Source organism: Pseudoclavibacter helvolus (assembly GCF_049707175.1).
Taxonomy (GTDB): Bacteria; Actinomycetota; Actinomycetes; order Actinomycetales; family Microbacteriaceae; genus Pseudoclavibacter; species Pseudoclavibacter helvolus_A.
Genome location: NZ_JBNAFM010000028.1, coordinates 15,780 through 37,412 on the forward strand (window position 1 = coordinate 15,780; position 21,633 = coordinate 37,412).

18 protein-coding genes are annotated in these 21,633 nt (G+C 70.0%); 13 read left to right on the plus strand and 5 right to left on the minus strand.

From position 1 onward, the window contains the following. Positions 1-313: 313 nt before the first annotated feature. Both ACPYN9_RS16455 and ACPYN9_RS16460 read right to left on the minus strand, forming a co-directional pair. Positions 314-1,360, minus strand: a complete 1,047-nt coding sequence (locus tag ACPYN9_RS16455; RefSeq protein WP_424467836.1) for a PadR family transcriptional regulator — start codon at positions 1,358-1,360, stop codon at positions 314-316. After that, a complete protein-coding gene (locus ACPYN9_RS16460) occupies positions 1,357-2,373 on the minus strand; it encodes a DUF4097 family beta strand repeat-containing protein (protein ID WP_424467838.1) in 1,017 nt (338 codons plus the stop codon). Before ACPYN9_RS16460 ends, ACPYN9_RS16455 begins: the two co-directional genes overlap by 4 nt. Before the next feature lie 157 nt (positions 2,374-2,530). Here ACPYN9_RS16460 and ACPYN9_RS16465 point away from each other — a divergent pair, with 157 nt between their 5' ends. The 6 genes from ACPYN9_RS16465 to ACPYN9_RS16490 all read left to right on the plus strand — a co-directional run bounded on the left by ACPYN9_RS16465 (position 2,531) and on the right by ACPYN9_RS16490 (position 11,572). Further along, complete coding sequence (locus ACPYN9_RS16465) at positions 2,531-3,670, plus strand: YdcF family protein (protein ID WP_424467840.1); 1,140 nt, start codon at positions 2,531-2,533, stop codon at positions 3,668-3,670. A gap of 102 nt (positions 3,671-3,772) precedes the next feature. Next, positions 3,773-4,402, plus strand: coding sequence for an RNA polymerase sigma factor (locus tag ACPYN9_RS16470; RefSeq protein WP_424467842.1), 630 nt, complete (start codon positions 3,773-3,775; stop codon positions 4,400-4,402). After that, the gene (locus tag ACPYN9_RS16475; protein ID WP_424467844.1) at positions 4,365-5,447 is read left to right on the plus strand and encodes a hypothetical protein; all 1,083 of its coding nucleotides are present in this window, start codon (positions 4,365-4,367) and stop codon (positions 5,445-5,447) included. The genes ACPYN9_RS16470 and ACPYN9_RS16475 overlap by 38 nt, the downstream gene beginning before the upstream one ends. Positions 5,448-5,562: 115 nt before the next feature. Next, positions 5,563-8,997, plus strand: coding sequence for an efflux RND transporter permease subunit (locus tag ACPYN9_RS16480; protein ID WP_424467846.1), 3,435 nt, complete (start codon positions 5,563-5,565; stop codon positions 8,995-8,997). A 229-nt stretch (positions 8,998-9,226) separates the two neighbouring features. Further along, positions 9,227-11,119 (plus strand): DEAD/DEAH box helicase, encoded by a 1,893-nt coding sequence (locus tag ACPYN9_RS16485; protein ID WP_424467848.1) that lies wholly within the window; start codon positions 9,227-9,229, stop codon positions 11,117-11,119. A gap of 117 nt (positions 11,120-11,236) precedes the next feature. Then, positions 11,237-11,572 carry a hypothetical protein gene (locus ACPYN9_RS16490; protein WP_424467850.1) on the plus strand — a complete coding sequence of 112 codons (336 nt, stop codon included), beginning with the start codon at positions 11,237-11,239 and terminating at the stop codon, positions 11,570-11,572. 166 nt (positions 11,573-11,738) lie between these two features. Here ACPYN9_RS16490 and ACPYN9_RS16495 read toward each other — a convergent pair whose 3' ends face one another. From ACPYN9_RS16495 to ACPYN9_RS16505, 3 genes are read right to left on the minus strand one after another with little or no spacing between them, the layout of a single operon-like run. After that, a complete protein-coding gene (locus tag ACPYN9_RS16495; RefSeq protein ID WP_424467852.1) occupies positions 11,739-12,608 on the minus strand; it encodes an energy-coupling factor transporter transmembrane component T in 870 nt (289 codons plus the stop codon). Continuing rightward, on the minus strand, positions 12,605-14,479 hold the full coding sequence (locus ACPYN9_RS16500; protein WP_424467854.1) for an ABC transporter ATP-binding protein: 1,875 nt from the start codon (positions 14,477-14,479) through the stop codon (positions 12,605-12,607). Before ACPYN9_RS16500 ends, ACPYN9_RS16495 begins: the two co-directional genes overlap by 4 nt. Beyond that, the gene (locus ACPYN9_RS16505) at positions 14,476-15,039 is read right to left on the minus strand and encodes an ECF transporter S component (RefSeq protein WP_424467856.1); all 564 of its coding nucleotides are present in this window, start codon (positions 15,037-15,039) and stop codon (positions 14,476-14,478) included. Before ACPYN9_RS16505 ends, ACPYN9_RS16500 begins: the two co-directional genes overlap by 4 nt. Before the next feature lie 176 nt (positions 15,040-15,215). Between ACPYN9_RS16505 and ACPYN9_RS16510 the strand changes: the two genes are divergently transcribed. The 7 genes from ACPYN9_RS16510 to ACPYN9_RS16540 all read left to right on the plus strand — a co-directional run bounded on the left by ACPYN9_RS16510 (position 15,216) and on the right by ACPYN9_RS16540 (position 21,555). Beyond that, entirely contained in the window at positions 15,216-15,614 is a 399-nt protein-coding gene (locus ACPYN9_RS16510) for a BlaI/MecI/CopY family transcriptional regulator (protein ID WP_424467858.1), read from the plus strand. A gap of 75 nt (positions 15,615-15,689) precedes the next feature. Further along, entirely contained in the window at positions 15,690-16,514 is an 825-nt protein-coding gene (locus ACPYN9_RS16515) for a M56 family metallopeptidase (protein ID WP_424467860.1), read from the plus strand. Between the two features lie 3 nt (positions 16,515-16,517). Continuing rightward, the gene (locus tag ACPYN9_RS16520) at positions 16,518-17,000 is read left to right on the plus strand and encodes a hypothetical protein (protein ID WP_424467862.1); all 483 of its coding nucleotides are present in this window, start codon (positions 16,518-16,520) and stop codon (positions 16,998-17,000) included. A 78-nt stretch (positions 17,001-17,078) separates the two neighbouring features. Further along, entirely contained in the window at positions 17,079-18,515 is a 1,437-nt protein-coding gene (locus ACPYN9_RS16525; RefSeq protein WP_424467863.1) for a sensor histidine kinase, read from the plus strand. 103 nt (positions 18,516-18,618) lie between these two features. Then, entirely contained in the window at positions 18,619-19,338 is a 720-nt protein-coding gene (locus tag ACPYN9_RS16530) for a response regulator (RefSeq protein ID WP_424467865.1), read from the plus strand. Positions 19,339-19,477: 139 nt separating this feature from the next. Then, entirely contained in the window at positions 19,478-20,362 is an 885-nt protein-coding gene (locus ACPYN9_RS16535) for an ABC transporter ATP-binding protein (RefSeq protein ID WP_424467867.1), read from the plus strand. Continuing rightward, positions 20,359-21,555, plus strand: coding sequence for an ABC transporter permease (locus ACPYN9_RS16540; protein ID WP_424467869.1), 1,197 nt, complete (start codon positions 20,359-20,361; stop codon positions 21,553-21,555). Before ACPYN9_RS16535 ends, ACPYN9_RS16540 begins: the two co-directional genes overlap by 4 nt. Positions 21,556-21,633 lie beyond the last annotated feature (78 nt).

Sequence of the window (21,633 nt, forward strand, 5' to 3'; positions counted from 1 at the left end):
CAGGTTCACTCATCGGGTTCGCTGGTCGTGGCGCACCCGCATCCACCCCGCATCCGCCCCGCATCCACCCCGCGTCCACCCCGGAACGCGCCGCACCCGCGGCCAGGTGCCGCGGTGGTGTCCATCTTCCGTGTGGAATCGAGGCGTTTGGCGTGCGAACTCGGCCGTCGGCCTGCTTTGCGCACTGATGTTGGACACGCGCACGCTCGCACGCGCACGCGCACACGAGCAGGGCCGCTTCCGATGGGAAGCGGCCCTGGGTTCAGCCTCGGCGTGCGGCGCTGCGGCTGCGGCGCGACGGCAGACGAGCGGACTACGGCGTGCTGGAGGTGTCCGAGCCCCGATCGCGAGCGCCGAGGGCGTGGGTGATGCGCTCGCGCACGCGCTCGAGCTCCTGATCGAGGAACGTCACGATGCCGGGCGACAATCGCTGCTCGCTCTGCGCCGCACGGATCTCCTGCCGGAGCTCGTGGCGGAACCGGTTGAGCACGAGGTCGGCCTGTGCCATCGCCTCGAGCTGCTCGCGCCCGCCCTCGTGGTGGGGCGTGCTCGGGCCGCCAGCGGTGCTCGTCGCGTCGTCGCCGCGAGGGGGAGTGCCGTCGTTGTCCGCGGCGCCGCCGCCGGTGGTGCCCCGGCTCCAGACCCGCGAGCTGCTGGCCGAGGACCAGGTGTCGAACCTCCCGTGCGTGCGTTGCGCGGAGGCGGCGTCGTCAGCGGAGCTCGGCCCCTCTGGGGCGCGCGGTGCAGGCGGCGGCTGCGGCGGGTCCTGCGGGCGGGGCTCGCCCGTTGCGCCTGGCGTGCCGCTGAAGCCAGGCGGCACGAACCCGGGAGGAGTGTCGTCCGGCATCTCTGCGGGGTTCTCGCGTGGTTCGTTCCAACCTTTCGCCGCTCCGGCGAAGAAGCCCCGCGCGGAGGCCGCGCCTGCAGCTCCGGCGCTCGCGGCTCGCTCGAAGCCGGCACGCGCATCCGGCCCGAACTCCTGCGCGAGCTTCGCGAACTCGGCGCGCAGCTCTTCTCGAGCGCTCGCGAGCCCGTGGCGCACGTCGGCGGCGAGCCTGCGGACGGAGGAGTCGACATCCTGCTCGATCGACGCGAGCTCCTCACGGCGCGAGTCGAGTTCGCGGCGGCCCGCCTCGGTGATGCGGTACACGCTCTTGCGCCCGTCGTTGTGCTTGGTGACGAGCCCTTCCTCCTCGAGCTTCGCGAGGCGCGGGTAGATGGTGCCGGCGCTTGGCGAGTAGGTGCCGTCGAACCGCTCAGAGAGGGCTTGGATGAGTTCGTAGCCGTGGCGGGGCTGCTCCTCGAGGAGGCTCAGCAGGTAGAGGCGAAGGTGGCCGTGTGCGAAGACTGGCGGGGTCACTCGGTGCCTCCCGGCTTGGTGCTGTCTGCTTCTGGTTCGGAGCTGGCGTCGCCCTCGATGCCGCCGCCGGGTTCGGCGTCGGCGCCCGTCGTGGTGGCCGCGTCGGCGGTCGTGCTTCGTGGGTCTTGGGCGGCCGCGTCGCCCGGGGCGGCGTTCGGGGCGAGGCGTGCGTCGATGCGCTGGTCGAAGTCGGCCGGTGTGTCGCCGGCCCGTGGGATGCGCGCGGAGAGCATGACGGAGACGCGGCCGGTGACGGTGCTGATGCGCACGTCGGTGACCTCGCCGTCCTTCGGCTCGGAGCGGTAGGTGGTCCCGCGCAGCGGCTCGAGGTGGAGACCGTCGAGTTGCACGGAGGAGCCGACGGTGGAGACCTGGTAGCTGGGGTGGGTGTCGCCGGGGAGTCGCACGGTCGTGGACCCGCTCACGGACTTATTGGCGATCAGGCTCGGCGAGCCGGAGGTGACGTCGACGATCGTCGCGCCAGAGACGGTGCTGCCGTCGAAGCTCACAAGGGGGCCGGTTGCCGTCACGTCGCCCGAGGCGGTCTTCACGACCGCCTTGCCCTCGTGACCGCGCACGCTGATCTCCCCGCCGATCGAGTTGAGGTGCACTTCGCCGCGGGTGGCGTCGAGGAACTGCTCGCCGCCGACCGTGTTGACGTCGATGCGGCCGTTGACACCGGCGACGAGCACTTCCGAGCTGACGCCGAGCACGTCGACGTCGATGCCGGCGGGCACGAGCACGCTGACGACCACGGTCGGCTGGTTCCAGATGGTCTTCGCGGAGGTCTGGACGTCGGTCCACGAGAGCTGGGGATGGTCGATGAGCAGCTTGTCGCCGTCGATGGCGATTTTGAGGTCTCGCCCGGTGATGCTGGACACCTCGATTCGGGTGCTCGGTTCGTCGTGCGCGAGCACGCTGATGGCGCCGCCCGCGAGTCGTGCGCGAACGCTGCGGACGGTCTGCACGTCGATGACGCGGGGCCCGTCCACGATCCACTGTTCAATAGCCACTGCTGCTCCTCGGAAGGGGTGTTAATGTCGAGCGCCCGGCGCTGAGCCGGGCAGCTGCGAGTCAAGTTATATCGCGAGTCTGGGTGTTCGCGCTATATCGCGATTGCGCCGACCTGTCGCGACGCGCCCCCGCCACGCCCTGAGCGCGGATGCGCGCGTGCGGCATACTGGTGCGCATCCGCCGGCACGGCCCGGCAGGACAGCACAAGGGGGCGTCATCATCACGCAGGACCTGACATTGGTGTCGACGCTGGTGGCCCTGCTCGCGGGTGCCGCGCTGGCGCTCGTCGCGTTCCGGCGCACACGGCGCGAGCCGAGGCGCCTGAGCAACGGCGTGTGGATCGTGGCCGCCGCAGTGGTGCTGCTCGCCGCGTTCTCGAGCTTCAACGGCCAGATCGCGGCCATGGTCGGCCTGCTCACCTGGCTGCCGCTCCTGCTCTCACCGCTGCTGCTGTTCCTGCTCATCGTCATCCTCTACGCGAACGGTGCGCTCATGGTTCGGCGCGAGGGCCGCTCCCTCGGTAACCTGCTCTCGCTCGCGCTGGGGGTGCTGCTCACGGCGCTTGCGGTGCTCCCGTTTGTCGCCATGCTCCTCCAGAGCGACGTGTTCCTTGCGGTGACGTTGTTCTTCGCGCTTGGCGCCGCCTACCTCGGCGCGGCCTTCGCCCTCTTCATCGGCTACTCGTGGCTGTACTCACGGCTCGTGCGCCGCGCCGTCGGCACTTGGGTGATCGTGCTCGGCTCCGGGCTCTCCGGCGGTCGGCGCGTGCCTCCGCTGCTCGCCTCGCGCATCCGCGCCGGTCTGGATGCAGCGAGTCGCGTCGGCGCGTCGGTCGTCGTCATGTCGGGTGGGCAGGGCAGCGACGAGGCGCTCGCCGAGGGGCGGGCCATGCGCGAGTGGGCGCTTGATCCCGCGAACGCGCGCCGCGAGCTCAGCACGGGTGACGGCGTGGTCAGGGAAGCCGGGCCGCGCATCCTCAGCGAAGAGGAGTCGGTGAACACCGAGGAGAACCTGCGCTTCACGACTGCCCTGTTGGAGCGCGAAGGGATCACTGGGCCAGGCATCATCGCCACGAGCAACTACCACGCGATGCGGGCGGCCATGCTGGCCCGTGAGCTCGGCGTCGACGCGCAGGCGGTGCAGGCTCCGGTCGCCCGCTACTACTGGCCGAGCGCGATCCTGCGTGAGTTCGCCGCCATCCTCAGGCGGTACTGGCGCATCAACCTGCTCGCCGGGCTGCTGTTCGCGGTACCGCTGCCCGCGCTCACCCTCTGGTTCGCGCTCGGGCCGGTCTGAGCTGGCCGGTGCTGTACGCGGCGACCCGGCTGCCCGCGGCGCTGCTGACCGATGCCCGAAAATTCGCGTGAACTCTGTCCGCCCGATCCTGCAATACCTGTTGTGAGCACCGACAGTCAGATCATCGAGCGGTCACGGGCCGAGCCCGCGGCCTTCGCAGAGCTGTACGACCGACACCACCGGCTCGTGCACCGCTACGCGGCTCGACGAACCAACGCGGAGATCGCCGACGACGTGATGTCGGAGACGTTCCTCGTGGCCTTCGAACAACGCAGCAGGTTCGATACGACGAGGGGAGAAGTGCGGTCGTGGCTGCTCGGCATCGCGACGACGCTCCTCAGGAAGCATCGTCGCCTCGAGGCGAGAGAGTGGCGCAGTTTCACGGCCGCTGACGCGGCGGCCGCGGCGGAGGACGGCGACTTCACGTCGGCCGCCGAGGCTCGGCTCGATGCGGGCGCGCGGATGCGCAACCTGGGCGGCGCGATTGCGTCGCTGTCGAAAGGCGACAGGGATGCGCTGCTCCTCTACGCGCTCGGCGAGCTCGACTACGAAGGGGTCGCCGCAGCGCTGGGCATCCCCGTCGGGACGGTCCGCTCACGCCTCAACCGCGCGCGCAGGAAACTCCAGCGCGCCACCGAACTGCAGGAACGCCGGCACCCACGAGGGCAGGCCGCGACAGGATTGGAGACGAGCAATGGACGAGATCGAAGTGCTGCGCCGAGTGCGCGCTGACCAGGCAGAGCCGAGCTCCTCCGCCGTTGCGGCCGGCCGGGATGCGCTCCTCGAGCGGGCAGCGCGGGGAGCGGGGCGAAGAGCGAAGCCGCGTGATACCCATCGCCGAACAGGTTCGCTGGCGACCTGGGCTGTCGGAACGATCGCGCTGACGGGGGCAGCGATCGTGTCTCTCGTGGTCGCGATCGCGTTGCACTCGGGTGACAGGCCCGTGGTGGCACAAGCCCCGGTGGTGAGTGCAACGGAAGCGAGCACAGCTGAAGACTTCCTGGCCGGTGCGGCTGGACGCGCACGGGCAGCAGGAGACCCAGTGCTCGGTCCAGGCGACTTCCTGAAGGTGGAGGTTCGTACGTTGCAGGGGCATGAGCTCCCTCCGCAGGGACATGCGGGCGGTCGCCCAGACTGGCACTTCTCGTCGATTCGAGATTTCTATATTCCCGCCGACCGAGGTGCCGAGTGGGTCACGACGCTCGTCGGTGTCAGCTACGAGCAGGCCGCAGGCGCGGACGCTGCGCTCGTAGCTGCGGACATCGAGACGTTCCAGGAGGGCGAGGCAGAGATGTACGAGGCAGCGGGTCTGGATGCTGGCTACGAGCGTGCAGCGGGGGGCGCGTTCCTCACGACTCGGTTCGAGGACTTTCAGCAGGCGGGTATCGAGTGGTCGAAGGATCCAGAGGTCGCCTTGCAACAGGTTTATGAGTTGACGGGTTTCAGCGTTGGTCGAGAGATGGGCGCGTTGAACGCGATCGGACACCTACTGCAACCGGGGGTGGTGGATGCCGGGACACGGGCGGTCTTGATCGAAGCTGCGGCACTCATTCCGGGTGTCCGCCTGCTCGACGAGCCTGTCGATTTCTCCGGCCGCCAGGGAGTGGCCGTCGCGGTGGACGAGGGCACTGGTTATGAGCACCAGCTTGTGTTCAGCTCAGAGACCGGCCTGGCCATGGGGGTTCGAGCCCTCGGAAGTGGCGGGGAGAGCGTCGACGAGACCGTGGTGTGGGAATCCACCGGCTACAGCTCTCTTGTCGTGAGCGCTGCGCCTTAAGGTAACGCTGAGCCGTTGAGCGCTTCCCGGATCGTCGGTTCGGGGAGCCCTCAGCGGGGTTCCGGTTGCTCTCGGCGGTGCGTGCAAGACTGACGGCGTGCACAAACTCGCTGAGATGAGCTTGAGAAACCGCGCGCTGATCGCCCTTGTGACGCTCTCCGTGCTCCTGTTCGGCGGACTGTCGATGACCTCCCTCAAGCAGGAGCTCATTCCGTCGGTCTCCCTGCCCATCGTGTCGGTCGTGACCTCGTACCCGGGGGCCTCGCCCGAGATCGTCGACGAGGACGTGTCCCGGCTCGTCGAGACGTCGTTGCAGGGCCTCCAGGGGCTCTCCTCCACGCAAGTCACGTCGAGCGCGAACCTCTCCTCCGTGACCGTCGAGTTCGAGTACGGCACCGACACGGTCTACGCCGAGCAGCGCATCCAGCAGGCCCTCAACCGCATCGAGAGCCAACTGCCGGAGGGCACCGAAACGACCGTGCTGAGCGGGTCGATCGACGACTTCCCCGTCATCCAGATCGCCGCGACCGGCGGGACGAGCGCCGAAGAGCTCGCCGCCAGCCTCGAGAGCTCGACGGTGCCCGGACTCACCGAGCTTGACGGCGTCCGCGAGGCCGCCGTCAGCGGCGCCCCGGTCTCCCGCATCGAGATCACCCCAGACCAGGCCGCGCTCGCGGGCGCCGGGGCCAGCATCCAGAACATTCGGGACACCCTCGATGCGGCGGGCACGCTCATCCCCATCGGCCAGATCACCGAGGGCGACGACGCCCTCACCGTGCAGGCCGGCACGCTGCTCGAGAACGTTGACGCGATCGCCGCCCTCCCGCTGAGCGGTGCGAACCCCGCCACGACGACCCTCGGCGAGGTCGCCACCCTCGAGCTCGGGCCGGAGCCAGCCACCTCCATCTCGCGCGTCAACGGCGAAGACGCGCTCACGGTCTCGGTGACCAAGCTCGCGAACGCCAACACCGTCGAGGTCTCCCAGGCGGTCCGGGATGCGCTGCCGGCCTTGCAGGCGTCGATCGGCGGGGGCGCGACCCTGCAGATCGTCTTCGACCAGGCCCCGTTCATTCAGCAGTCCATCGACACACTGGTCGTCGAGGGCCTGCTTGGCCTCGTCTTCGCGGTGATCGTCATCTTCGTGTTCCTGCTGTCGTTCCGCGCGACGATTGTCACGGCCATCTCGATTCCCACGTCCCTCCTCGTGACGTTCATCGGCCTGCAGGCCGCTGAATACTCCCTCAACATCCTCACGCTTGGTGCCCTGACGATCGCGATCGGTCGAGTCGTCGACGACTCCATCGTCGTGATCGAGAACATCAAGCGGCACATGTCGATGCACCCGGCCGCGAGCCTGCGCGGCAGCGAGCGTGTGCGCGTCATCACGGAGGCCGTGCGCGAGGTCGCGACCGCCGTCACCAGCGCCACCATCGCAACCGTCGCCGTCTACCTGCCCATCGCGTTCGTCGGCGACATCTCCGGCGAGCTCTTCCGCCCCTTCGCTCTCACGAGCGTCATCGCGCTCCTCGCCTCGCTCCTCGTGTCGCTCACGATCGTTCCGGTCTTGGCGTACTGGATGCTCGGCGGCCGGCACCTGCAGCGCAAGGCCAGGGTCGGCACTGCCGAGACCTGGTCGGGTGCTGGTGGAGCCCACGCTTCGGGCGAGCCGGAGCCGGCGCGCGAGCAGGTGCTGGCTAGCGAAGCCGCCGACGACGCTGAACAGCGGACGGCGCCGGAGCCGAGCGGAGCAGGCGAGGCGAGGGATGACACGCCCGTCGAAGCCGTGCGCGTCCGGCCACGACGAGAGCGCGCGCGGCGAGACGCCGGCCGCTTCGCGCCGCTCGGACTGCGCAGCGACGACGAAGAGCTCCACCCGCGCCGGGCCATGCGCCGCCAGGCCGAGCACGAAGCCGCCGCCGCCGGGCGAGCGGAGCACGGGCCCGACTCAGAGCTCGCAACCGCAACCGAGGAGTCGAGCTGGCTGCAGCGCGGCTACGAGCCGGTGCTCGGCTGGACCCTTCGCCGTCCCCTCATCACCCTCGGCGCGGCGCTCCTCATCCTCGTCGTCACCGGTGCCCTCGCACCCCTGATGAAGACCAACTTCCTGGGCAATACGGGCAGCAACAGCTTCACCGTCACGCAGGCCCTCGAGCCCAACCTCACCCTCGCCGCCTCCGGAGAAGCCGCCTCACAGGTCGAAGACATCCTCCGCGCCAAGGAAGGCATCGAGACCGTGCAGCTCACTATCGGCGGCGGCGGAGCGGCCTCGCTCTTCACCGGGGGAGGCGCATCACGCGCAAGCTTCTCGGTGACCACATCGACCGATGCCGACTCGGACGCCATCCAGGCCGCGCTCCGAGACGAACTCGGCGCGCTGCCCGAGGAAGCGGGCGAGATCTCCGTCGGCGGCGGCGGCAGCGCCGGTTTCTCGAGCGCCATCAGCGTCGACCTCACCGCCCCGGACACCGAGAAGCTCCGCGAAGCGAGCGACCAGGTCGTCGCCGTGCTCGGCGGGATCGAAGAGCTCGGCGAGGTCACGAGCGACCTCGACGAGACCCGCCCGTTCGTGCAGATGGACATCAACCAGGCGACCGCCGCGCAATACGGCCTCAGCCAGACCGCCATCGGCGCCATCGTGGCGCAGCAGCTCCAGCCCACGCCGGTCGGAACGCTGACCGTCGACGGTTCGAGCGTCCAGGTCGTCCTGCTCGGGTCGGAGCCGCCGGCCAACATCGACGCCCTGCGCGCGACGAGCATCCCCACAGCCCTCGGCCCCGTGCCACTCAGCAGTCTCGCCACCGTCGAGATCGTCGAAGGCCCCGTCTCCGTCTCCTCGGAGCGAGGCGTGCCCCTCGCATCCGTCACCGTTGTACCAACGGACGACAACCTCAGCTCCGCCAACGCGCTTATCACCGAGCAGCTCGACACGCTGACTCTCCCGGAGGGGGCCACGGCGCAGCTCGGCGGCGTCAGCGCCGACCAGGCCGCCGCCTTCCAGCAGCTCGGACTCGCGCTGCTCGCCGCGATCCTCATCGTCTACATCGTCATGGTGGCCACGTTCAAGAGCCTGCTCCAGCCGCTCCTGCTGCTCGTGTCGGTGCCCTTCGCGGCCACGGGTGCCATCCTGCTCCAGCTCGTGAGCGGCGTCCCGCTTGGCGTCGCCTCGCTCATCGGCGTGCTCATGCTCATCGGCGTCGTTGTCACCAACGCCATCGTGCTCGTCGACCTGGTGAACCAGTTCCGGGAACGTGGGCTCGCCGTGCGGGAGGCGATCATCGCCGGCGGCGCGCGACGCGTGCGCCCGATCGTCATGACCGCCCTCGCCACCATGCTCGCGCTGACCCCGATGGCCCTCGGCATCACGGGTCACGGCGGGTTCATCTCGCAGCCGCTCGCGCTCGTCGTCATCGGCGGTCTCTTGTCGTCAACGGTGCTCACGCTGCTTGTTCTGCCCGCGCTCTACTCCATCGTCGAAGGTCCCCTGGAACGCCGCCGTGCGCGTCGCGAGTCCCGAGTCGAGGAGGAGCTGGCGGCCGCCAGCGTCGAGTAATCGAAGGGATGCGCGGCGTCCGGCGCGTCGTCACCGGCGGGCCGGACTCCTCCAACGCCCGTCTCCGCCGCGGCGGAGACTGAGCGCAGCCGCCTGCAGACAGATGACGGCGTCGAGCCAGCGAAGCAGCCCATGGCTCTGGTCAGGTCGCTGCCCGTGAGCTAGTCTGGCAAGTTGGGCATGCGCCGAATTCTGTGTGAGCAGCGTGCCGGATCTGGAGAAGGCACACATGCCCAAGCGCAAAGCCAAGGGCGGGTACAAGCCCGCGAGCAATTACATTCCCAAGGACTCCTCGGGCCGCGGCCAACGGCCCGCGCGCGCCGGCGGGGGCGCCGGTGCGAACGGCAACCCGCGTTGGGCGAGCGAGAACCGCCGTGACGGCGCTGCGGGCGACGACCGCCGCGGCGGCTACGGCGGTCGCGACGACCGACGAGGCGCGGGAGCAGCCGGCGGCGACCGCCGAGGCGGCTACGGCGGAAACTCACGTGCCGGTGACGACCGGCGCGGCGGCTACGACGCATCCGGTCGCGCTGACTCCTCTGACCGCAGCCGCGACAACGCACGCGCCTCCGATCAGAGTCGTCCGCGCGGCGAAGACCGCTACAGCACCCGCCGCGGCGCGGGAGCGCGGGCCGGAGCTCCGGCGCGGGGCGGCCGTGGGCGAGACGGCCAGTTCTCCGACCGCAACGAGCGCATCGACCGGCACCACCACGACGCGCTGCGCCAGTCGCACGGTCGCCAGCCCGCGGCTGGCTCGCGCGGCGACCGCAGCGCGAAGCACTTCGACCCGACCGCACGCGGCGCGAACCAGCCCCAGCGCGGGGCGATTCAGGACTACCGCAGCCACAGCCAGTCGGCCGCGGGGCGGGCCCCGTCGCACGAGGAAGATCGCGTGCTCGAGCGCCTCGCCCCGACAGCCGTCGGCGCGAAGAACGCAGACGGCCTGAGCTTCGGCGACCTCGGCCTCGGCGCGAACATCGTCGACGCCCTCGCCGACCTCGGGGCCCCCAGCCCGTTCCCCATCCAGGCGTCGACCATCCCTGATGCGATCCAGGGGCGCGACGTTCTCGGACGCGGTCGCACGGGCAGCGGTAAGACCATCGCCTTCGGCGCCGCGCTCGTGCAGCGGCTGAGCATCTCGCGGGGACGCGACGCCGACGCCAGCAAGCGCAAGATCGGGCGGGCACCCCGCGCGCTCATCGTGGCGCCGACGCGTGAGCTCGCCCTGCAGATTGACCGCACGATCCAGCCCATCGCCCGGAGCGTTGGCCTCTTCACCACCCAGGTGTACGGAGGTGTGCCGCAGCAGCGCCAGGTCACGGCCCTCGGCCGCGGTGTCGACATCGTGATCGGCACGCCCGGCCGCATCGAGGACCTCGAACGACAGGGCTTCCTCCGCCTCGACCAGGTCGAGATCACGGTGCTCGACGAAGCCGACCAGATGTGCGACCTCGGGTTCCTCGAGCCAGTCCAGCGCATCCTGCGCATGACGATGCCCGGCGGGCAGCGCCTCCTCTTCTCGGCGACCCTCGACGCCGCCGTGCAGCGACTCGTGACCGAGTTCCTGAAGAAGCCGTCCGTGCACGAGGTGGCCGGTGAAGAGGAACAGCACACCGACATCGACCACAGCGTCCTCATCGTCGACCGCGACGACAAGCGCGCCGTCATCGAGCAGCTCGCCGGGTCCGGCGGGCGCGTGCTCATCTTCACCAAGACGCGGGTCGCGGCCGAAGGGCTCGCCACGGAGCTCTCCATGGCGGGCGTCCCCGCGGCGGCGCTGCACGGCGATCTCACGCAGGGGCGCCGGACGCACAACCTGCGTCTGCTCACGAGCGGCAAGGTGAACGTGCTCGTCGCAACCGACGTGGCAGCCCGAGGCATCCACGTCGATGACATCAGGCTCGTCATCCAGTCCGACATGCCAGAGGAGTACAAGTCGTACCTGCACCGCTCTGGCCGCACGGGCCGGGCCGGTCAGCGCGGCACCGTCGTCACCGTCATCCCGAAGCAGCGGCGCCGGCGCATGTCCGAGCTCCTCGACCGCGCCGAGATCGAAGCGCCTATGATTCCCGCCCGCCCGGGCGGCGCCGAGCTCGACGCGTTCATGGCCTACGCCGACTGACGCTGCTCCAGGCACCTGCAGCGCGATGCCCCGCGCAACGGACCGACCCGTTGCGCGGGGCATCCCGCGTTCTGTGCGCACCCGAAACGTTGAACATCGCCGCGTAGCGTTGCGCGCATGAGCGAACAGCACGCGAACGACCCGCAGGCGCGGGCAGACCAGGCCAGTGCGGGCGAAGACGCGGCCGCGAACGGCGAAGGTTCGGGCGGGGAGCGCGCGGCCGCCTCGACCGCGGAACGAATCAGCGCCGAGCAGCTCGAGAACGAGCGCTCGCACGGCGACGGGAAGCTCTTCCCGGATGCGGGCTCGCTGTTCGAGCCGGAAAAGGTCGACACGCCCGACGAACTCGAAGCCGAGGTCGAGGAAGCCGAGCAGCACGACACGCGCTTCGCGGACGGCCCGGACGAGTGGGGCGTCGCCGAGAGCAACTTCGGCCAGAACACCAGCGAGTAGCGCTCGCCAACGCGCGGGCGCCGGTCTCGGGATGGGTTTCTGATTTCGGGATGGCTATCAACCCATCCGGAAGTGAGGAAGCCATCCCGAGACGAAAGCCCACGGGTCTCGTGCGGGGGTAAGGCCGCCGGAGCGGCGCGTGCGCGCGTGCGTGCGAGCGAGCGCGTCAGTTCAGGATGCTGGGCGCGAGCAGGCAGGCGGCCGTCGCGGCCCACGCGATGGGCGGGAGTGCCCAGTCTGCGGCGTCGGTGTGCAGCACGTGGCGCTCGGTGCGGGTCGGGGCGTAGCCGAACGCGCGTGCATCCATCGACAGGGCCACGCGGTCGGCGTGCCTGAGCGCGCCCGCGAGCAGGGGGATCGCGACGTCGAGCTGCGAGCGGAGCCAGGCGATCGGCCCGCGTCCGCGGTCGATGCCGCGCACTCTTCGCGCGGCCCGGATCACCTCGAGTTCGGACCGGAACCGCGGCACGAACCGGAACGCGGCCATCGCCGCGTAGCCGAAGCGGTAGGGCACGCGCAGGTGCTGCACCAGGGAGCGCACGAAGTCGTCTCCAGCGGTCGCGATGCCGCCGACCAGGGAGAGCAGCACGATCGCGACGAGCCGCAGCGCGGTGCCGAGCCCCGTCGCCCAGGCGGCGACGGTGAACGGGCGCCCGGCGATCTCGAAGATGGTTGCGGCGCCGTCGAGGCCGAGGGTGGCGACGAGGGGTGCCGCGCTCGCGGTCTCACTCGCGACGTTCGGGTCGACCCAGACGCCGAGCGACACCGACAGGACGGCCAGCACGATGGGGGTGCCGACGAGCAGCAGCAGGGCTCCGCGGGGCGACATGCGCGTCCCGCTCAGGATGGCGATGCCGCAGAGCACGATGAGGAGCGTTGGGCTGAGTGCGTCGCGGACGACGAACATGGCGATGATCGCGGGCAGCGTCGCGGCGATCTTTACGAGGGGCGTGCGGCGGTGCAGCCAGGGCAGCCGCGCGGCTCGCGCGCGTTCGACGGTCGGCCGGGAGACGAGCGCGTTGCTTCCCGCGCTCACGGGGTCGAGCTTCCATCGAGGGAGGGCGTGCGTTCGAGCACCGCTGCAAGCTGCGCGAGCGAGGTGATGCCGGTGAGCCAGGGCGATCCGGAGGAGGCGAGCGTCCGGGCGAGCGGGGGGAGTCCGAGCCCGGCCGCGTCGAGGGCTCCAGACGCGATGACCTCATTCACCTCACCGTGCGCGGCGATGCCGCCGTGCTCGAGGACGACGAGGTGCGTGGCGAGCTCGGTGACGAGCTGCAGGTCGTGGGTTGCGAGCACGAGTGTGGCGCCGTCTCGGTGCAGCTCGCGGAGCAGGGTCACGAGCTCATCGGCGCGCGCCTTGTCCTGCCCGAACGTCGGCTCGTCGAGGACGAGCACGTCGGCGCCGTCGAGCAGCGCCGCGGCAACCGTGAGCCGTCGTTTCTGGCCTCCGGAGAGCAGGAACGGGTGGCGGTCGCCGTGCTCAGCCAGGCCGAAGCGTTCGAGCATGCCGTCGACGCGGGCACGCGCATCCGCTGCCCCTCGCCCGAGCTCGAAGGCGAGCTCGCCGCGCACCGTGTGGGTCAGAAACTGGTGCTCGGGGTTCTGGAAGACGTAGCCGACGCGGGCGCGCAGAGCGCCGGCGCGCAGCCGGGCCGTGTCTTGCCCGTCCAGCAGGACCGTGCCGCGCGGCGCCCGTCGCACTCCCGCGAGCGCCTGCAGGAGCGTCGACTTCCCTGCGCCGTTGTGGCCGACGACGGCGGTGATGGTTCCGGGGTGGATGCTCAGCGTGACGGGCCCGAGGACCTTGGTGCGGCCGCGGGCCACGGTGAGCGCCCGTGCCTCGAGCCGCGGCACGTTCGATCGCGTGTCGGGAATCGGTGCGTCATGTTCCGCGGGGCTTGACGCGGGATCGTGCCTCGCGCGAGCGGCCGCGGCCTCGGCCTCGGCCCCGTCCGCAGTCGTCACGGTCGCGTCGCGCACGCTGCCGGGGCGTTCATGGGGCGGATGCGCGTGCTCGAGCCGCCGTGCGAGCTCGGCCCCGAGGAGCGGCAGCGGGCCAGGGCCGAGGTCCCAGCCGGCTTCGGCCACCAGGGCAGCGGCCTCGTGCGCCACCGGGAACCACACGCCGAGCTCGCGGAGCCGCCGCTCGTTCTGCCCGAAGACCTCGCTGGGCGTGCCGTCGAGCACGAGGCGGCCGTCGCCATCGAGGACGATGACGCGCGTCGCGATCGTCAAGGCCTCGTCGAGGTCGTGCTCGATGAGGAGGAGGCCGTGGGTCCCCGCCCGCACGAGCTCTCCGAGCGCGAGGTAGATCGCGTGCTTTGCCGCCTGGTCGAGGTTGGCGGTGGGCTCGTCGAGGACAAGCAGCCGCGAGCCCATGGCGAGGGCGCTCGCGATGGCGAGCCGCTGCCTCCCTCCACCTGACAGCACGTCGGGTGCGTCGTCGCGCCTGGCCCAGAGGCCGAGCTGCGAGAGCCAGGTCTCGGCGCGTGCCTCGATCTCCTCGACCGGCAGGCGCAGATTCTCCGGCCCGAAGGCGACCTCGTCGAAGACCTGGCCGGTGACGATCTGCGCGTCCGCGTCCTGGAAGACCATGGCCACGTGCTGACCTGCCGCGGCGACGCCGAGGTCGTCGACGTCGTGCCAGTGCCCTTCCGGCGCGGGCGTTGCATCCACCCTTCGGTCGCTGTCCGCGAGCAGCACCCGCCCGGTCACCTCGGCGCCGAGCGACTGCGGGATGAGTCCGTTCAGCGCTCGCGCGAGCGTCGACTTCCCGCACCCGGACGGGCCGAGCAGCAGCACTGCCTCGCCGCTCGAGATTGAGAACGAGACGTCGTGCGGTCGCGGGGCCGCTGCGTCGAAGTGGGTGACGGAAAGATGCTCGACGCGAAGGAGCGGGGTCGTCACCTGCGTGCTCTGCGGTCTTCCGCGAGGCGCAGGTCGCGGCCGACCCCGGCACGCTCGAGCTGCTTCGCGAGCCACAGCGCGAGCATGGTGCAGAGGGGCGGGGAGATGAAGAAGCTGCCGATGAGGAGGGCGGTGCCGATGGCGTCGTAGTCGCCGCCCCCGAGGATGCGGAACGCGGCGACGGTCATGATGAGGCCGGCGAACCCGGAGCCGGCGAGGAAGAGCCACGCTGGCCAGCGTCGGTATCGGGTGATGAGGAACGGAAGTTCCTGCAGCACCCCAATACCGACCCCGATGAGGAAGGCACCGAAGGCGATCGGCTGGAACGGGCTCGCCACAAGACCAGCGAGCGCGGAGGTGATGAGACCAACCCACGGCCGCCGGAACAGGGCTTGCGCGAGCGCTCCCGGAATGAAGTACAAGCCGATGGTGAGGCCGTAGACGAGGGGGAGCAGGTTGGACACTGCTCCGCCGATGTAGGCGTTGACGGTGAACACCACGCCGCCTGCGACGCCGATCGCGGCACAGCTCATGAGCAGTCGAGTGCTGACGTTTCTCATTGGGCTCCACGCCTTCCCTCAGCGGGATACGGTCCCGCTGGGGTCACGGGCTGCCCCAAGTCTACAAAATGTAGAGCGAGCCGCGCGACTCCTCGTGAGGCTTGATAGCCTAGGTACTCGCGGTCGCCCTGGACACGAACCCAGAGGTGCTCCGCGGCAAGAATTGGAGCAGCACAATGCCAGGAACTCGCACTCGAGCACGGGGTGAGCTCGAACTCGTCGTGCTGCGGCTCCTGTGGGCCGCAGACGAGCCGTTGACCGCGCGCGAGATCCAGGACCGGTTCCCCGGCCGCGTCCCGGCTTCCACGACCATCCTCACGGCGCTCGACCGGCTCCGCGCCAAGGGCGACGTCGCCCGCGTCGGCCACGAGCAGCGCGGCATCCGCTTCGCCGCGACGCAGACCGAGGCCGAGCACGCATCCCGAGCCATGCTCAACGCACTCAAGACGATCGACGGGCGTGAGGCCGCGCTGCTGAAGTTCGCCGGCAACCTCGACGCCCGCGACGCCGACCTCCTGCGCGCTGCCCTGCAGCACGCGCCTGCCGGGGCCTCAGGGGCCGCGGCGGCGAGCTAGCCGGAGCCGGACTGGCGTTCACCATGCCTGCGAAAGGCCGACCGGGTTCCGCACCCGGCGCGCGAGTGACCTGACGTGTGGATCATCCCTGCGCTCGTATGCCTCGCCTTCGCCGTGTTCACGATGCTCGCGGCGCCGTCGCTCCTGACCAGGGGGACTTGGCAGGTGCGGCATCCGCAGCTGGCGCTCGGCCTGTGGCACGGCGCCGTCGGAGGCGGTTCGCTTGCGCTGCTCGCCGCCGTCGCGCTGTCGGTCGTGGCCGTGCTCACCTGGGAGCACGACGAGGGCAGTTGGCTGAGCGGCTTCGAGATCGCGCTCGCATCGGTCGTCGCAAGCGCCGGACTCATCGCGATGTTCGGCTGGGGCTTCATCGTCACGCGCCGCTCTGGGCGCGCGTTCGCCGACGGCAGGCGTGCCAACGACGAGCTGCGGGATGCGGCGCGCGTGCTGTCCTATCGGGATGAGCGCATCCGGGGTGCGCTCGTGCGCTTCGTCGACTCGCCGGTTCCGCACGCCCTCGCGGCCGCCGGGCCCGCGCCGGTCGTCATCGTGTCGAGCGGGCTCGCCGAGCTCCTCACCCGTGAGCAGCTGGAGGCAGTCGTGGCGCACGAGCGGTGCCACCTCGTCCGCTTCCACGCCCTGGCGCAGCGCCTGGCCGAGGTGAACGAGGCCTGCCTCCCGACCTACGCGGGCGCGAAGAACCTGTCGCGCGCGACCGCCCTGCTCATCGAGCTGATCGCCGACGACGCGGCCGCGAGGCAGGTGGGGACGGATGCGCTGGCAGGGGCACTGCGAGCCCTCGCGACAGCCGGGGCGGGCTCCGAGGATCCCGTGCTGGTGGAGCGCGCGCGTCGTCTCCGCGCCAGAGCGGGCGGGGTCAGCTCGGCGTGGGAGGCTTGACGCATGTCTGACTCAACTCCGTTCGAAGAACCGCGTCCGGGTTACGACGTCCCGCGTCCTGCCGAGCCGGAGCGATCGCTCACGCCGTCTCGGGTCTCGAAGCTCCGAAGGCTTACGCTGTTGCTGGGACTCATGATCGCCGCTGGCGCGCTCGCCAGCTGGCAGCAGGACTCCGAGTTCCGATCTGCGAGCGTGCCGAGTCTCGTGATCTCGATCGTCGTCGTCATCATCGGCTACGGCGCCATCTGGAAGATCCTCGGCTCACCCAAGCGGAAACGCGCCGAGGGTGCGCGGACCGCAGGCAGCATCCTCTCGGTGCTCGCTGTCACCGGGCTCCTGTTGACCGGCGTCCTCGCCGTGACCGGGGCGAGCGCGACCGGCACTGTCCAGCTTGTCGTCGGCCTCGGCACGGCCGTCGTCGGGGCGATCTGGCTGCACGCGGCTTGGCGCCGCCTCCCGGCGGAGCCGACGGGGCTGCTCGACTGATGCCGTCGCGGGCGTCGCGACGGGCTGGCGACGGCGCCCGTTCGCCGAATGTCGGATGTGCCGCCTAGCCTTGAACGCATGATCTCGTCAGCGCGCGGCAGCGACCTGTGGCAACGCCTGCAGGGAACCGACGCCGAGCATCCGGTCGACTGGCAACGCCCCGGCCCGTCGAGGCGTGCGTTGCGCACCGACGTCGTCGTCGCCCTCATCGCCGTGGGGCTCATGGCGTTCTCCAACTGGGCGGTGCTCGAGCTGCGCAAGGGCGCAGATCCGGCTGAGCTCGGCAGCATCCTGCACGACAACGATCCGACCACGGCCCTCGTCGGGATGATCCTCGTGCCCGCGATGTACGGCGTGGCCATCGCCCTGCGCCGCCGGTTCCCGTTGTGGATGCTGGTGCTCAGCACGGTCGCGTTCGTCTCGGCGTACGCGTTCACGTACCTCGACACGATCGTCACGCAGATCGGATACTTCCTGCTCATCTTCACGGCCGGCGCCTGGAGCAACCAGCGGACCATGGTCACGCTGCTTCGCATCGCGATCACGGTCGGCATGATCGTCTGGGCCGTCATCGACTCGTTCACCCGAGCCACCCTCGTGTTCACGTTCTCGGACGGGAGCGACAGCGAGAACTGGATCTCGAGCGTGTTCGGCGCGTACACCCTGCTCATCAACGTCCTGTACTTCATCGGCGCGTTCTGGTTCGGGAACTCCGACTACCGGCGTGCGGGGCAGCGTGCGGCGCTCGAAGAGCGTGCGCGTGAGCTCGAGGAATACTCCTCGGCGCTCGCGGAGGAGCGCAGGCTGGTGGAAGAACAGGCGATTCGCCTCGATCGGGTTCGCATCGCCCGCGAACTGCACGACGTGGTCGCGCATCACGTTTCCCTCATGGGGCTGCAGGCCGCGGCCGCGCGGCGTACCGCGGAGACGTCGCCAGAGAAGTCCCAGGAGGCGCTGCTCGGGGTCGAGCACAGCGCTCGGGTCGCGATTGAGGAGCTGCACTCCCTGCTGACGACGCTCCGCAGCGCGGACGCGGCGGACGGCGACGAGCATCCCGACAGCGTCGCGTCCGGGGCCTCGGCGGGCGCATCCGCCCCATCAACGCACACCATCGAGCAGGTGCCGGCGCTCATCGACGAGCTGCGCGGCGCGGGCATGCGGGTCGAGTTCAGCACCTTCGGCGACCCGAAGCCGGTGTCCCCGCTCACCGGCGTCGCCGTCTACCGCGTGCTGCAGGAGGCGCTCACCAACACCCGCAAGCACGCTGGCGCTGAGGCCCCGGCCGATGTGCGGCTGCGCTACCTCGACAGCGGCGTCGAGCTCGATGTCACCGACGACGGGCCGGCCTCGTTCGCCCATGCCGCGGCGGCGAAGCGCATCAGCGGCTCCGGCGGGCTCGGGCTCGTCGGCATGCGCGAGCGCGCTCGCGCCGCCGGTGGCGAAGTCACGACGAGCACGCGAAGCGGGGGCGGATTCCGGGTACTCCTGCGCGTCCCCTACGAACGGCAGGTCTGAGGCGTGCGCCGAGGTCCCAGCACCGATCGGCCAACTCCCGGTAACCTCGCCCGGATACGGTCACGAGAACGACACCGCAGCTGCGGGAGCCAAGGGAGGCCACGTGTCTGAACAGATCCGCGTCGTGCTGGTCGACGACCACCAGCTCGTCCGCATGGGCTTCAAGCTGATCCTCGAGTCAGAACCGGACATCGTCGTCGTCGGCGAGGCCACCGACGGCCGAGAGGCGATCGCAGTGGTCTCGGAGCTGAAGCCGGACCTGGTCTGCATGGACGTGCAGATGCCGGTCGTCGACGGCATCGCCGCGACCCGCGAGATCATGCAGCTCGACGGCATCGCGCCGCGCGTGCTCATGCTCACCACGTTCCGCGACGAGGCCGCCGTGCGCGACTCGCTGCGGGCGGGCGCGAGCGGTTTTGTGCTCAAGAACTCGCCCCCTGAGACGCTCGTGGAGGCGGTCCGGGTCGTGCACTCGGGCGATGCCCTCCTCGACCCGCAGGTCACCCGAGGTGTCATCGCCGGCATGCTTCACGACGCACCCGAGTCCGAACCCGAGCCCGAGGGCGGCGCGCAGCAGCTCCAGGCGAGCGCAACAGCCCCCGCCCCGCATCCCGCCCTCGCGAACCTCACCGAGCGTGAGAGCGAGGTGCTGGCCCTCATCGCCGAAGGCTTGAGCAACGCCGACATCGCCGGGCGACTGTTCGTCTCAGAGGCGACCGTCAAGACGCACGTCTCGAACCTGCTCGCGAAGATCGGGGTGCGAGACCGCATTCACGCCGTGATCTTCGCCTACAACGTCGGGGTCGTCGCGCCCGTCGAGTAGAGCACTCACCCGAGCGGATGAACGTGCCCGCCGCCGAGTTCCGTCGCGTGGCCGATCCGTCTCGTCGCCGGGGTCCGTAGCGTTTCTTGCATACCCAGAGACGGTGCGGCGTCGAAGGCCGCGCGAGACAGGAGGGGTGATGCTCGAGATCCAGAACATCTCCAAGACCTACGGCGACCGCAAAGTGCTCGACGACGTGAGCTTCTCCGTCGAACCCGGCAAGCTGACGGGCTTCGTCGGCGGCAACGGCGCAGGCAAGACCACGACGATGCGCACGATCCTCGGCGTCGTGAAGCCGGACTCGGGAGTGGTCACCATCGACGGCCGTCCCGTGGCCGTCACCGACCGCGCACGCTTCGGCTACATGCCGGAAGAGCGCGGCCTGTACCCCAAGATGAAGGTCAAGGAACAGGTCAGCTACTTCGCCGAACTGCACGGGTTGAGCGCCAAGGATGCGGCGCGGAACGCCGATCGCTTCCTCGACGACCTCGGCCTCACCGAGCGCATCAACGACAACGTCGAAGATCTCTCGCTCGGCAACCAGCAGCGCGCGCAGATCGCGGCGTCGCTCGCGCACGAGCCGGAGATGCTCATCCTCGACGAGCCTTTCTCCGGCCTCGACCCGCTCGCGGTCGAGGTGGTCCTCGAGACCCTGCAGGGGTTCGCGGCCCGCGGGGTCCCCGTGCTCTTCTCCAGCCACCAGCTCGACGTCGTTGAGCGGCTCAGCGACAACCTCGTCATCATCTCCGGCGGCGCCATCAAGGCAAGCGGCGACCGCCACGAGCTGCAGGAGCGGCACTCGGCCGGCATGCACCGCATCTCGCTCGCTGGTGACGCCGGCTGGCTCCGCGACGAACCGGGCATCAAGGTGCTCGAGTTCGACCGGGGCGACGCGATCTTCGTCGCCGACTCCGGAGAGACCGCCCAGCGAGTCCTCCGCACCGCCCTCGACCGAGGCGCGGTCTTCGGCTTCGGCCGCCACATCGTGAAGCTCTCCGACATCTACCGGGAGGTCGTCGCATGACCAGCACCCAGCAGCCACAGACCTCGCAGCGCGCCGACGCGGCGCCGCGCGCGAGACAGTTCGGCCTCAGCTCCGCGAAGGGCATCCAGCTCATCGCCAAACGCGAGATCCTCGTGCAGGCACGCTCGCGTGCGCAGCAGATCTCGTTCCTCATCACGCTGCTGCTCGTCGCCGGCGGCATCGTCGCCATCTCCATCTTCGGCGACGCGATCGGCGGCGGCTCGACCAAGGTCGCGACGGTCTCCGGCACGCAGTCCGTGGCCTCCGCCGCCGGCCTCGAGACGACCGAAGTCGCATCCGCTGAAGCCGCCGCCCAGCTCGTCCGCGACGGGGAGGTCGAGTACGCCGTGCTGACCCCCACGGACGCCCGCGGGCTCGAGCTTTACACCGGAGACGGGCAGCCCGCCAGTGACCTCGGCGACAGCGCGTTTGTGCTGATCGGCCTCGAGGGCGTGCCCACTGAGGACACCATGGCGCTCGCCCAGGTGCCGCCCTCGTTCTCGCTCGAAGCGCCCGAGGTGAACCCGGCGCTCGGCTACATCATGGCCGTCGCGTTCGGCGTGCTCTACTTCATGGCCGCCATGGGCTACGCCTACACGATCGCGCAGAGCGTCGTCGAAGAGAAACAGTCCCGGATCGTCGAGATCCTGCTCTCGACCGTCACACCGCGCGTCATCATGGCCGGCAAGGTCATCGGCAACAGCATCCTCGCGCTCATCCAGGTGGCAGCCATTCTCGCGGCGGCCGCGATAGCACTCGCGGCGACCGGCCAGGGCGCGCTGTTCTCGCTCATCGGCCCCGGCTTCATCTGGTTCCTCGTGCTCTTCGTGTTCGGCTTCGTGCTCATCGCGACCCTCTACGCGGGGGCGTCGGCGATGGTCTCGCGGCAGGAAGAGGTCGGCAGCGTCACGACCCCGCTGATGATGCTCATGCTCGTGCCGTACATGCTCGTGATCCTCTTCAACAGCAACGCGCTGCTCATGACGATCCTGAGCTACATCCCGTTCTCAGCCACCATCGCGATGCCGCTCCGGGTCGTGCTCGGCCAGGCCGAGTGGTGGGAGCCGATCCTGGCCCTCGTGATCCTCATCGCCACGAGCGCCGTCTCGATCATGATCGGCGCACGCATCTACGAGAACTCGATCCTGCGCATCGGCGGGCGCGTCAAGCTCAGCGACGCGCTGAAGGGCTAGCTGTATTGCCTCGGGACGTTGTGACCGGCTGACGTAAACGAAAACCTCCGTGCAGGATGTGGGTTACCACACTCACCA

Bases quoted from the DNA above. Each gene is read 5' to 3' on its own strand.
- ACPYN9_RS16475 (WP_424467844.1), top strand. From the start codon at position 4,365: ATGGACGAGATCGAAGTGCTGCGCCGAGTGCGCGCTGACCAGGCAGAG.
- ACPYN9_RS16480 (WP_424467846.1), top strand. From the start codon at position 5,563: ATGAGCTTGAGAAACCGCGCGCTGATCGCCCTTGTGACGCTCTCCGTG.
- ACPYN9_RS16485 (WP_424467848.1), top strand. From the start codon at position 9,227: ATGCCCAAGCGCAAAGCCAAGGGCGGGTACAAGCCCGCGAGCAATTAC.
- ACPYN9_RS16490 (WP_424467850.1), top strand. From the start codon at position 11,237: ATGAGCGAACAGCACGCGAACGACCCGCAGGCGCGGGCAGACCAGGCC.
- ACPYN9_RS16505 (WP_424467856.1), bottom strand. From the start codon at position 15,039: ATGAGAAACGTCAGCACTCGACTGCTCATGAGCTGTGCCGCGATCGGC.
- ACPYN9_RS16510 (WP_424467858.1), top strand. From the start codon at position 15,216: ATGCCAGGAACTCGCACTCGAGCACGGGGTGAGCTCGAACTCGTCGTG.
- ACPYN9_RS16520 (WP_424467862.1), top strand. From the start codon at position 16,518: ATGTCTGACTCAACTCCGTTCGAAGAACCGCGTCCGGGTTACGACGTC.
- ACPYN9_RS16525 (WP_424467863.1), top strand. From the start codon at position 17,079: ATGATCTCGTCAGCGCGCGGCAGCGACCTGTGGCAACGCCTGCAGGGA.
- ACPYN9_RS16535 (WP_424467867.1), top strand. From the start codon at position 19,478: ATGCTCGAGATCCAGAACATCTCCAAGACCTACGGCGACCGCAAAGTG.
- ACPYN9_RS16540 (WP_424467869.1), top strand. From the start codon at position 20,359: ATGACCAGCACCCAGCAGCCACAGACCTCGCAGCGCGCCGACGCGGCG.